The sequence below is a fragment of the Acinetobacter sp. YH12239 genome, assembly GCF_013417635.1.
Taxonomy (GTDB): Bacteria; Pseudomonadota; Gammaproteobacteria; order Pseudomonadales; family Moraxellaceae; genus Acinetobacter.
The window spans coordinates 1-11,271 of the sequence record NZ_VPDP01000032.1 but is presented as its reverse complement, the minus strand read 5'-3'; the positions used below and the strand labels follow the sequence as shown (position 1 = coordinate 11,271).

The window sequence follows — 11,271 nt, the reverse complement described above, 5'->3', positions numbered from 1 at the left end:
AGATTACGAATGCCAAGAATACAATCAGGAATATTGGTCAGGTCATTACTATGATTCTTACAGTCAAGAATATCCGGAAGATTGGGTAAAACGGACTCAGTCCACCCCAGGTCGTCATAAGTTCCCTAGAACTGCTTACTGATCGTGGGGGGTGCCTTTTTAAAAGTAGGCATCATAATCCGAGCTACTCGACCGAGTTGGCTCGGATGAATACCGGGGAAACTGAGGGATTTGAGAACCTGATGACAGTCGTTGAACTGCATATTAAAGAACTCAATACCTCTGCCGCCTAAAGCATTCACTACACGATTAATCGTATCAAAACGTGGTGCTTAATCCTGACGTAGGACTTTGTGGAGTGCCTCACCCCAATCCCTGCTTCTTTAGCGATTTTGAGTCATGCCACGAGCTTTAGCAATAACACCAAATTCATATTCTAAAAGCGGACATTTCTACTTTGGGCTACTGAATTTCGTATATGAGATTTTATGTTAAATATATAGCCAAAGATGCTGTTGTAAGAACAAGAAATTTGCTCCAAAACCTTATATAACTTAGTATTCAGCCGTCTGTTTTATTACTGTTGTATAAGCTAATTATGCCAAATGTTGTTGATCTATTTTGTGGTTGTGGCGGTCTTTCTTATGGCTTTGAACAAGAAGGATTCAAAACTATTTTAGGAATAGATCATGATAAAGCAGCTATCGAAACTTTTAAGCTAAATCATAAAGATGCTAAGACTATTCTTGGAGATATTCGGGAAGTATCTAATCAACAAATATTAGATATATTAGATGGAAGTTCTGTAGATGTCGTTATTGGTGGTCCTCCATGCCAGGGATTATCTTTATCCGGCCCTCGTAGGTTAGAAGACCCACGTAATCAGTTATACCTATCTTTTATTCGTATAGTGTCGTTACTTAATCCTAAATATGTTTTGATTGAAAATGTTCCTGGTATGGTTTCCTTGTTTAAAGGAAAAATTAAGGATGAAATTCTCAAAAGTCTAGAAGAATTAGGCTATACGGTGAATTTTCAAATATTAAAAGCATCTGAATATGGTGTTCCTCAACATCGACGCCGAGTATTTTTTATAGGAACAAAGAACGGTGAGAAGTTTGAATTCCCTTTACCTACTCATAAAGAACAAGAAGACTTGATTTTTAAAAAAATGGTAAGCACTTATGATGCTTTACATGACTTACCTCTTTTAGAAAATGAATTAGGTGAACCGATTCAAGAGTATGCCCTACCAATTCAAAACTCTTATCAAGAGTTAATGAGACATAATTCGAATAGTGTTTTAAATCACATTGCTGCTAATCACTCTGATAAGGTTAAAGAAACTATTAAATTAGTGCCTCCAGGAAAAAATTATAAAGCTTTACCTGAAGAGCTAAGAAATAGCCGTAATTTCAATGTTGCTTGGACAAGATTCCCCGATCATGCACCATCACCAACCATTGATACAGGTCATAGACATCATTTTCATTATTATGCCAATAGAGTTCCTACTGTGCGTGAATGTGCTCGTTTGCAATCATTCCCTGATCGGTTTGAGTTCATTGGTAATAAAACAGAGCAATTCAGACAGGTAGGAAATGCTGTACCTCCTGTATTAGCTCAAACTTTGGCAAAGAAAATACTTGAGAAATTATAAATGTACGAAGTTCCTGCGAAATTTTATCAACGTTTGCACCATCCAAGACCACGATTTAAGAAAAACATTGAAAACGTTTTGGGGTATATGGCGTTTTCGATAGCAGAGTTAGATGGTGAATCTGAGGCTATCTTTAAAGAAAAAATTTTATCAGCTATACGTGATTTTCCAGGTAATAGTGGACTAGAAAATAAGACTTTGCAGAATTGGCGGACAGAAATTAGTGCTCTATTTAGTATGGTAAATACAAAAGATGGGAAAAATTTTGCGACAGAGCTGTCTAAAGAGTTAGCTAATACAACTAATTTGAAAGAGTTTTTCTTAAAATTTATTTCCACATTTCAATATCCAGGTGGATTTCTAAAAAGTCATGAAATAGAGAAAATTTTAAGTTCAGGCATCCACTTTCATCCATTGTTATGGTTGGCAAAGTTTGCTACTTCATCTCGCATCTCTAAAGAAAACTTATACATAACGGACGTAGAGTTTTGTCATTGTGTTTTAAATGATCTTAGAGTAACAAGAGATCATGAAGATATTTCTCTAACTATTAGCAGAATTTTGAAAAACCGTTCAGATAAGGTTACTTATGATAGTCAGGGTGATACAAAGCGGTATGCACTAGATATTTTAGATTATTGTGTATTAGCGGGCCTGATGCTCAAAGACTATAAAGGTAAATACTTTTTTAGAGAGGATGCACTGGATTTCCTGAAATATTTTAAGGATCATGCGCCATTATTTAGAAGCTATAAAAAAGAGCAAAGTCTGCAAGAAATCGAAGCTGTGAAGCCCTTATGGATAGACTTTGTAAATGATTCTAGCAATTCTTTGCTCAAATCATTTGAAGAGGAAATATCAAAAGAAGCCTCTGGAGTTTCAGATGGATTAGCCTTCAGCACTAAGCAAATTGGTGATGAAGGTGAGGCTCTGACATTAGTCCATGAGAAAATTTGGCTATCTGAGAATGGACGACCTGATCTAGCTAAATTAGTGAGTCATATGCCAACACAATTTGCAGTTGGTTTCGATATTTTATCTAGAGAATTAGATGCTACTATGCGTCATATTGAAGTTAAAACTACAGTAAGTCAGAAAGATTTCACTGTTAATCGAGTTCATCTTACTCCTAATGAGTGGTCTGCTGCTGAATCACATAGAGATAGATATTTTGTTTATCGTTTACAGCTTTCTGATGAGAGTTGTTCTTTATGGATTATCCAAGATCCAGTTGGTTTATATAAGCAGGATCGTATCAAGATGGTTCCTCGAAATGGTGCAGATATTTTCTTTGATGAAAGCTGTTATACGCAAGTAGAGTTATTACGTACACATGAGTAAATTAAAAGCAGTCTCCCTGTTCTGTGGTTGTGGTGGAACAGATGTTGGTTTAAAAGGAGACTTTGAGTTTTTAGGTCAACATTATTCATCGAATAATGTTGATATCGTTTTTGCAAACGATATTGAACCAAAAGCCATAGAAATTTTAGAAGCAAATTTCTCATGTCCTACATTTGTAGGTGACATTAAAGCGCTAGACCATAAATCAATTCCAGAACATGATTTACTTACTGGTGGGTTTCCATGCCAAAGCTTTTCAATTGTTGCTCAAAATCCTCCACGCTTAGGGATTAAGGATGAGAAAGGTGAGCTTTTCTTTGAAATGTGCAAAGTTTTGAGAGAAAAGAAGCCATCAGTTTTTATTGCTGAGAATGTGAAAGGAATACTATCAGCAAATAAAAAAGAGGCATTTCCATTGATCTTAGAAGAGTTTAGAAAAAGTGGCTATTACGTTACTTGGAAATTACTAAACTCTGTGGATTTTGGTGTCCCTCAAAAAAGAGAAAGGGTTTTTATTGTAGGTTTTAAAAGTGAAAAACATTTTAAAAACTTTAAATTTCCTATATTGAATAATCTTAAACAGGCAACTTTATCTGATGTTATTTTCCCTGAAAGTGAAATAGATCCTAAATATTATTTCAGTGAAAGAGCTGTTCAGGGGTTATTGAATAGTAATAAGAAAATGAATAAGGGACGTGCTCAGGATATTAATCAGCCATGTAATACTGTTGGAGCACATCTTGCTAAAGTCAGCTTAAATAGTACAGATCCTGTATTGTGTATAGATGGTAAATATAGACGCTTTACTCCAAGAGAAGTTGCTCGTATTCAATCTTTCCCTGATACATTTAAGTTAGTTGGAAGCGATGCAGCCCAATATAAAGCTCTAGGAAACGCTATCCCTCCAGTAATGTTTTGGCATCTAGTGCAAGAAGTAAGAGCTGCTCTAAATGTTGAAAATATTTCATTGAAGGAAGCTGTTTAATTTAAGTTTTCATAAAACTAACATAATACACGTTATACGCAGTCAAAAATGGGAGCCTAAGCTCCCATTTTTATTGATGATTTTTTAATTCTTTTAGCATGGCATCCCGTAAAATTTCATTCATTCGTGTTTGATAGCCTTTGCCTTGAGCTTTAAACCATGCAAGTACATCAGCATCTAAACGAATGGAAGTCTGTTGCTTCACTGGACGATAGAACTGATTTTGGCGTACAGCATTGCTCCAATCTTTAATTTCAGGCATATCTGATAGATCTAGCTGATCGTCAGAAACTGTTCCCTTAGCAAGCAAGCGTTCAATTTCAGCATCTTGCTTGTCGCTGAATTTTTCATTCAGTTCTTTGCGTGAGTATCTAACCATGCTCATATTTATCTCGCTCTGCTTTAGTTACTTGTCTTGCACTAATGATTCGTATGATTTCACAGTCATCTTCATCAAAGATGGTGTGAGCCACCAATAACATTAGTACGCCTTTAACTCGTCCAATGGTTTGCCAACGTTCTTCACCATCGGTATGTCTGTCTTGAATTGAAATCCGTAATGGATCTTCAAAAACAAGGCTTGCCGTTTCGAAAGAAACATCGTGTTTTTTCTGATTCTTTCGATTCTTTGCCTCATCCCATTCGAAATACTGTTTCATAAAAAACATTCAAATTTGTATATACAATAATGTATCACAAAATTGTATCACTCAAGTTGAGAAGCGTAATTTTTAGTCAAATTTATTGGCAAGAACTATCAAAACTGCTCATAAAAAAGCCGATTTGTTTCAAAATCGGCTTTTTGTGCATTTTTGGATTTTTCTTAGTTTGTTAAGTTTTTGATATTTATATTAATATACAAGTGTACTTCGTATAATATCCATTATGTTAAATGTATAACTTTATAAAGTGTTAATTTTAAAGTCTTCCAATGTTTTGCCTTTTTCTTCTAATAAATTATGAACAAACTCAGGCTCTAATTTCAGCATCAGTTCAATAGCATCATGGATTTTCCAAAATTGTAATTCAGGATGATCTATTATTTGGATTAAATGGTTTTTAATTAAAGGAATATATTCATCGTATTTTTCATCATCAATTAACCAAAATAAGCGACTAATATCAAATGGTTCTGTATTAGATATTTCTATAATCTTTTGTATAGGATGAAATATTTTTATTCTAGCCTGTTCACCAAATCCTAGATCAGCTTGGAATGCCCAATAACGAACAAAAGCTCTAAGTACATGCTGAAGTGTATCATCATAACCATGTAAACGATGATCTATATAACCAACTAATTTATTTTCATTTAATAAATTTACTAATGCATCAAAACCAGAGGATTGTCCCCAATTAGTCAGAAGTTTTGCTGCCTCAAATACAATATTTTCATCAGAAGAATTTAATAAATTTATGACTTGTTCTATACGATCTTCAGGAATATCTTCTGGATCTAAATCTGTTGCATCACATGCGTAATCTGCATGAGTAGGAACGTCATGCAGTAATACAGAAATTTCTTTATTCATTAAGCCACTCATTAATAATTATCTTAAGATTTTCTAAAATTAACATAATACACCTTATACGAAATGCTTTTGATTTTTCATTAAATTTCAGTGTCTTATGTCGATGTGAAAAGCCCAATCATCTCCGATTGGGCTTTTTTGTCGATTCTTCACGTTCCACGCCCACTATTTAACCAATGTTCCACGGGTTTAATAAGCCCAGGTGAACAATCAGATCAGCCATACGGCTTAAAGAAACGGCTCCAGAAGCCTCTTTGCTCCGGTTCAGGCTCAATATGCTCAGGAACAGGAATTCGCTTATTCTCGCTTGGCCTAGGAGTAGTTAATACCTCAGAATTAGTCTGTTGAACAGGCTGAGGTATATTGACTGTATTCTGCATTACAGACTGGTTTTTATCTTCCTGTTTAGATGGTTCTAGGACACCTTTAAACTCAATTCTATGGGTGAGATCTTCGATATGTTGCAGCAAAGACTTTTCTCTTTGATTTGCTAAATCCAACTGGTTTTTAAGTAAGGAAATCTGATCTTTTAGGACACTTTCAACCTCAGACTGGACGTGTACAGGTGCATCCCTTTGAACTTGTTCAGTACGTGTACTGGACTGAACACCAATTGGATTTCCATAAACTCTTATTAATTCTGATAGATCTATAAGTCCATCATTATCCCTTGATAATTCTCCATTTTTTATAGCTTCATAGATTGTTGTTCGTGATTTTTTAAAGGCTTTACTAGCGTCCATAACGCTAAATTTTGTTGTGTTCAATGTAGTCCCTCAGTGCATGTACACGGATGTTCATCTGAACATCCTACCTGAACATGAAGTTTATTTTGCGTTAAATCCTACTTTTTTAAGATACGGTAGTAGTTCTTCAAATTTCTCTTGATTCTGTAGCATTTCAGCAATTCGAATAGCAAATTGTGCATAGCTTTCGGTACCTTGAGAGTACTTACTCATGTCAGCAAGTTCTGACAGTTTATTAGCAAACAAATGGCGTTGTGCATCGGTCATTTTCGAGAAAAGATCAAGGGTATTTGAACTCTTACTATTTGCATTAGCTGTAACTCCTTTCTTTTGTTTGAAAGAAAATGAAAAACCTGAAATGTTACGTCCCTTTTTATGCTGTTCGTATTTAACAGTAATGTCAGTGTGTTCATTAATTTGAGCAATAGCTAGATTTAGTACCCGATCTTTAAAATTGCCCATTCTTGTGTATTCATCATCGAGAATACCTATCTTGTTTCTAAATTCTGTTAGTTCAATAACTGGTGTTTGACCTGTACTGCGCCAAGCAATCAATAACTCGTATAAACGTACAGCATAAGCACTACTGAGATTACTAATTTGCTGTAACTCATACTTTGTGAACTGTACTTCCAAACGTGTAATAAGGGGAACAATAGCTGGTGCAAAGATCAGCTTTACTGTTGCTTCATCATCGATATATCTAATTTCGCTAACCCAACGACTTAGAACATTCTCAACATTCCCTCTTTTGTTGATCTCTTGATAGCTAAATTGTCGGGCGAATAAGTCTTTACAAGCATCTTTCAAGGCCTGGTAGGCTGTTTGTCTTGCAACATTAAACTGGTTGATATAGCTCTCTGCATGGACTTCTAAAGGATCATTTGCATTAATCCCTTTCCCACTTTCCCTTGCTTCAACAATAGCCAATAAAATTAAACGTTGTTCTACTAAGTCTAAGTTATAGCTTGCGTTGATTAAGGCATTGTCTTTAACAACTAAATCCCGCATCTTATGTATCTACATTATTATTTATGAATATAAGTCTATATTAATAATTATGTAGATTTATGCAAGGTAAACGTAGTTAAATCTACTGAAAATATTTTGTAGATTTATGGTAGGTAAACGTAGTCATATTGGTAGGTAAACGTAGTCATATTGGTAGGTAAACGTAGTCATATTGGTAGGTAAACGTAGTCATATAGCGTCTGTAACCATTGTGAATAAAGGCTTTCAGTATGTCTAAAAGCATTTAAAAACTTTAAAAATAATTAAAAGCCCAGGTCATGAAAAATTGCCCTTGGTTTTCGCTTCGCTCAAACTCTATTGAATCTCGCTTTCGCTCGATTCTAGGGGGCAATTTTTTACTTAATTTCGTTGTAGCTTGAATAAAAAGCAAAAGCTCTATCGTTCGCGCACTTCGTGACGCTCTGATTCTAAATCACGTAAGTAAAGGGGAGCCTGTAATCAGGGAAAAAAGCGGGTGAAATTTTAATGATGTCAGTTCGCTCGTAGACACTCGCTCTGTAAAGTTAGGTGATATTCCAAAAAGTGTCGCTACTTAAGTAATAATACTTTTTGAATATTCCATATGCATAGGACATAAAATGTTTTACACATATTATGGTAGTTTTAATTTTTATAAATTGAACATTATTTAATCAAAAGTAACTTTTTTTCCAAAAATGCAACGTATGAAATCATGAAAAATTAAAAATTGTTATGCTCCAATTTTCTGCCCAAAAGAGAGAGTTCACATGAACTTTTTTAAAGAAAATGAAGAACATATTTTATTGTATTCAAAAATTAGTTATTGCGATAAGACGGCATATTTACATTTACTATTTTCAAATGGTGAGCTGACGTTTAAAAGTACTGATCTGATAAGTGTTAGTTATGAACAGATATATTTGCTCAAAGAGAATAAAAACATGGCAATACAAATAAATCCTAGTTCTGAAAAAGAAATTCATAATTTACAGCTTCTTTTTAAAGAAGCTGTAAATTATGAATCGACTTGCTAATCAGTCGATCGTAGCACACGCTCTTTATATACCTTCTAGGTATATAGAAAACATCAAACCTAGGGACCGCCAAAATCATAATCATCATTCTTTGGTTTAGGCTGTATGGATGACAGAGTAGATTCAGCAGGTTGGTTGGTTTGAATAACTTTCGATTGTTCAGCCTGAGATTTTAAGACAGGATTGAACTCGATTTGGGGATCTGGATATTCGAGTGAATTTTTCAGCTGGTAATCCATCCTGTTCAGGTTCCAATGTTCAGTCTGAAGCATTGGCTTCTGTGTTTTGATGATTTCTTTGAAATCTTGATTGAGTTCTTTTTGGTTTTTGGCTTTTTTGGCCAAGTAATTCAAGTAGTGCATGACTTCGAGTGAGGTGTAAGGCTCATTCAAGCATGAATAGAAATATTCATGTGTCTGCGTCTGTTGCCGCTGCTTTTGTTCCATTTCTCGTTCTTTGGCATTGTGCAGCCGGATTTTCTGGATCTCAGCCAGGTATTCCACGGTTTCATTCTGTTTCCCAGCACCTAATTTGGGTTCCGGGAGATACAAGGTGCCATGGATCTCGTTGTATTTCTCATAGTTGTCAGCTGAAACCTGATTTTTGATGGTGATGTCTTGGCCATCCAGTGTGTAGGTGACGGTTGGACAGTGCTGTGCAAGGGCATCATTCAGATGGTTTTCCCATTGTTTTCGGATATAAATTAAAAAAGTGGAATAGTCTGCGTGGCCATCCTGCAGCTGGATTTTCTTTGCACCGCCTTTGCTTGGATCTTTGGGGTTATAGCGTTTGAAATATTGTTCGGCTGTCCGTTCAATACTGTCATCGGCTTTTAGCGAGAACATGATGTGACAATGAGGCTGATCTTCGCCACTGAGGCGCGATTTAACGTTATGTATGGCGTATGAATGCGGATATTGCTGTGGAACTATATGTTTGTCTAAAAACGTCTCTATGAGCGTTTTACGCTGTTCTGGCGTGAACTCATTTGGTAGGGCAATTTCATACTCCATGTAGGCCTTGGCATTGGCTCGTTCATGACTATCGGCTGCCTGCCAAAACTCAATCGGATCTTTGACAAAGGCGGGCATGCAACGTCCAGGTTCAACATGTTCTAGGACTTCTTCGCTTTTTTTCCTGATGCCTTCGTACTGCATCAACCGAGCAATATAGAGGTAATGCTGGGTGGCGTAGCCTTTATTTTTACTTTTGACGCTGAAGTGATAACTGGCCATGCTCACCTTTTTGTTGGTCTGGGATCGGTTTTTATGCAGTGAAACGGAATGAAAACCGCACGGATTTGGAATGCCTGGATGGCTGAAAAATCCGGTTGAAGGGGGTCAAGGGGGAAGCGCCCCATTGCGTACTAGTTTCTCCGATTAGGAGAAACTGTCAAGTGCGAATTATTTAAAATAAAAATAAAAATTCTTTTCAAGAAATTTTATTTTTATTTTAAATAATTATTTTCAGACTGCCCTCTTCAAATATGGTAAAACCATATTTGAAGAGGTTGCAGTTCTGAAAATTTGGCGGCAGATGATATGACTCAGGAAAAAGCAAAAAAGCGCGGTAGACCAGCTCAACTTTTACAAATGGCAGAGTTACATGCTTTCGTTGAGTTTTTATTAGAGAGACACCCTCGGACTGAACTTCAAAATCAAGTCATTGATGTTCTACAAGCGGACGATTTTAATTTTGAAATGTTGTCTGAAGCTCATCAGATCTTAGTGAAAGAAGCGTTAAAACCTTATCGTGAACATTTGAAGCTTCAGTTGCTGTTTGATGAGCTTTCTACCAAACCTAAACAGACTGAATATGAAGCTAAATTTATAGAGCTTTTTCAGGCATACCAGGACAATCAATTGGGTGTTGCTGAACTAAATATTCTGAAGATGATGTGTACCCGATATCTGAATTTCAAAGCTCAAAAACTGCAATATGCTGATTTGGAGCTGTACTTGAGTCAGATCCAGAAAAAAGATGCAGGAAAAAAACGTAAAGCCGAAAATCAACGTAAGTTTGAAGTGGGTGGTGGAGTTTTAAGTGCTTATAAAGTCAAAAATGATGATGCGTTGGATACCGAAAAACTTTTAAAGCAGGTGCAGATTGATCGTTACTTAGCTGTAAAACTTCGACAAACAAGAATTTATAAGAAGGTATGGGCTATGGATCTTAATCCTAAAGAAAAGATAGAGTTGCTTTTTGAAGTTTTAAATCAATTAACTTTATTTCAACAGACTGCTGATGGAGTAAAGATTCTAGATCTAGCGATCAAAAATTCTCAAGAAAAGTTATTAAAAATTCAGACTCCTAAATAGTCACCGATTTTATAGACACCTTTTAGTTAGATTTTTCAGTTTTTATAAGAACTACTGATTAGGACCTTGACGGCCTGCTTTTTACTGGATAATCTTATTTCAACGCAGCAAAATCTGTGTCCAGGCGTGAGAACCTGATAAAATCTAGGTGCAATTAAATGTCGCACTTGCGGCTATTTTTTTGCCTACTGTTAAGCAGTCCCTATGGTAGCTTAGCAGGGCAGCTTTGTGCTGGCTGATCCTAGATTCAGTATTCTCACCCCTGTTAAGTTGCCTCCATTGCCGTGAGAAGTGATGGAGATAATTAAACTCTTATCTAGGAAACTGCTATGCAGATTAAATTCAATAATGCAAACCCATGCATGCCAAAAAACCTCGCTAAACAACTGATTGTCGAAAGCGCAAAACTTCTGAATCATCAACAACGCCAAGCCTTGCTCGATATTTTCATGACTTTAGATCAGGCGGAAAGAACAGCTGAAAATACACTTCAGCAACATGCTGTAGCGCAACAAAGCACCCACAACTTTTCTCAAGATTACGAATGCCAAGAATACAATCAGGAATATTGGTCAGGTCATTACTATGATTCTTACAGTCAAGAATATCCGGAAGATTGGGTAAAACGGACTCAGTCCACCCCAGGTCGTCATAAGTTCCCT

Annotated in this window: 12 protein-coding genes; 6 read left to right on the top strand and 6 right to left on the bottom strand. The window is 36.0% G+C overall.

Going from position 1 to position 11,271, the window contains the following annotated elements:
- Nucleotides 1–598 precede the first annotated feature (598 nt).
- Genes FTV17_RS14860 through FTV17_RS14850 form a run of 3 tightly spaced genes read left to right on the top strand, consistent with a single transcriptional unit; the run spans nucleotide 599 to nucleotide 3,986 of the window.
- A complete protein-coding gene (locus FTV17_RS14860; protein ID WP_096902765.1) occupies nucleotides 599–1,660 on the top strand; it encodes a DNA cytosine methyltransferase in 1,062 nt (353 codons plus the stop codon).
- Nucleotides 1,661–3,001: a protein NO VEIN domain-containing protein gene (locus tag FTV17_RS14855; protein ID WP_096902766.1), complete on the top strand. Its 1,341-nt coding sequence runs from the start codon at nucleotides 1,661–1,663 to the stop codon at nucleotides 2,999–3,001.
- A complete protein-coding gene (locus tag FTV17_RS14850) occupies nucleotides 2,994–3,986 on the top strand; it encodes a DNA cytosine methyltransferase (protein WP_096902767.1) in 993 nt (330 codons plus the stop codon). The genes FTV17_RS14855 and FTV17_RS14850 overlap by 8 nt, the downstream gene beginning before the upstream one ends.
- Nucleotides 3,987–4,056: 70 nt before the next feature.
- On the opposite strand, the gene FTV17_RS14845 is transcribed toward FTV17_RS14850, so the two are convergent.
- The 5 genes from FTV17_RS14845 to repM all read right to left on the bottom strand — a co-directional run bounded on the left by FTV17_RS14845 (nucleotide 4,057) and on the right by repM (nucleotide 7,275).
- Nucleotides 4,057–4,371: a BrnA antitoxin family protein gene (locus tag FTV17_RS14845; protein WP_179991693.1), complete on the bottom strand. Its 315-nt coding sequence runs from the start codon at nucleotides 4,369–4,371 to the stop codon at nucleotides 4,057–4,059.
- Complete coding sequence (locus tag FTV17_RS14840) at nucleotides 4,358–4,645, bottom strand: BrnT family toxin (protein WP_180000617.1); 288 nt, start codon at nucleotides 4,643–4,645, stop codon at nucleotides 4,358–4,360. The genes FTV17_RS14845 and FTV17_RS14840 overlap by 14 nt, the downstream gene beginning before the upstream one ends.
- 243 nt (nucleotides 4,646–4,888) lie before the next feature.
- The gene (locus tag FTV17_RS14835) at nucleotides 4,889–5,518 is read right to left on the bottom strand and encodes a hypothetical protein (protein ID WP_078194520.1); all 630 of its coding nucleotides are present in this window, start codon (nucleotides 5,516–5,518) and stop codon (nucleotides 4,889–4,891) included.
- A 215-nt stretch (nucleotides 5,519–5,733) separates the two neighbouring features.
- Nucleotides 5,734–6,261: a plasmid replication DNA-binding protein gene (locus FTV17_RS14830; protein ID WP_068975474.1), complete on the bottom strand. Its 528-nt coding sequence runs from the start codon at nucleotides 6,259–6,261 to the stop codon at nucleotides 5,734–5,736.
- 84 nt (nucleotides 6,262–6,345) lie between these two features.
- Nucleotides 6,346–7,275 carry a replication initiation protein RepM gene (gene repM / locus FTV17_RS14825; protein WP_068975475.1) on the bottom strand — a complete coding sequence of 310 codons (930 nt, stop codon included), beginning with the start codon at nucleotides 7,273–7,275 and terminating at the stop codon, nucleotides 6,346–6,348.
- Nucleotides 7,276–8,024: 749 nt separating this feature from the next.
- On the opposite strand from repM, the gene FTV17_RS14820 reads away from it, so the two are divergent.
- Complete coding sequence (locus FTV17_RS14820) at nucleotides 8,025–8,291, top strand: hypothetical protein (RefSeq protein ID WP_068975476.1); 267 nt, start codon at nucleotides 8,025–8,027, stop codon at nucleotides 8,289–8,291.
- A gap of 59 nt (nucleotides 8,292–8,350) precedes the next feature.
- On the opposite strand, the gene FTV17_RS14815 is transcribed toward FTV17_RS14820, so the two are convergent.
- Nucleotides 8,351–9,526, bottom strand: coding sequence for a MobA/MobL family protein (locus FTV17_RS14815; protein WP_180000615.1), 1,176 nt, complete (start codon nucleotides 9,524–9,526; stop codon nucleotides 8,351–8,353).
- Nucleotides 9,527–9,832: 306 nt separating this feature from the next.
- Here FTV17_RS14815 and FTV17_RS14810 point away from each other — a divergent pair, with 306 nt between their 5' ends.
- Both FTV17_RS14810 and FTV17_RS14805 read left to right on the top strand, forming a co-directional pair.
- Nucleotides 9,833–10,609 carry a hypothetical protein gene (locus tag FTV17_RS14810; protein ID WP_179991695.1) on the top strand — a complete coding sequence of 259 codons (777 nt, stop codon included), beginning with the start codon at nucleotides 9,833–9,835 and terminating at the stop codon, nucleotides 10,607–10,609.
- A gap of 329 nt (nucleotides 10,610–10,938) precedes the next feature.
- A partial coding sequence (locus FTV17_RS14805; protein WP_180000613.1) for a hypothetical protein occupies nucleotides 10,939–11,271 on the top strand: 333 nt, incomplete at its 3' end.

Bases quoted from the DNA above. Each gene is read 5' to 3' on its own strand.
- FTV17_RS14830 (WP_068975474.1), bottom strand. From the start codon at position 6,261: ATGGACGCTAGTAAAGCCTTTAAAAAATCACGAACAACAATCTATGAA.
- FTV17_RS14820 (WP_068975476.1), top strand. From the start codon at position 8,025: ATGAACTTTTTTAAAGAAAATGAAGAACATATTTTATTGTATTCAAAA.
- FTV17_RS14845 (WP_179991693.1), bottom strand. From the start codon at position 4,371: ATGAGCATGGTTAGATACTCACGCAAAGAACTGAATGAAAAATTCAGC.
- FTV17_RS14855 (WP_096902766.1), top strand. From the start codon at position 1,661: ATGTACGAAGTTCCTGCGAAATTTTATCAACGTTTGCACCATCCAAGA.
- FTV17_RS14850 (WP_096902767.1), top strand. From the start codon at position 2,994: ATGAGTAAATTAAAAGCAGTCTCCCTGTTCTGTGGTTGTGGTGGAACA.
- FTV17_RS14810 (WP_179991695.1), top strand. From the start codon at position 9,833: ATGACTCAGGAAAAAGCAAAAAAGCGCGGTAGACCAGCTCAACTTTTA.
- FTV17_RS14815 (WP_180000615.1), bottom strand. From the start codon at position 9,526: ATGGCCAGTTATCACTTCAGCGTCAAAAGTAAAAATAAAGGCTACGCC.
- FTV17_RS14860 (WP_096902765.1), top strand. From the start codon at position 599: ATGCCAAATGTTGTTGATCTATTTTGTGGTTGTGGCGGTCTTTCTTAT.
- FTV17_RS14835 (WP_078194520.1), bottom strand. From the start codon at position 5,518: ATGAATAAAGAAATTTCTGTATTACTGCATGACGTTCCTACTCATGCA.
- FTV17_RS14840 (WP_180000617.1), bottom strand. From the start codon at position 4,645: ATGAAACAGTATTTCGAATGGGATGAGGCAAAGAATCGAAAGAATCAG.
- repM (WP_068975475.1), bottom strand. From the start codon at position 7,275: ATGCGGGATTTAGTTGTTAAAGACAATGCCTTAATCAACGCAAGCTAT.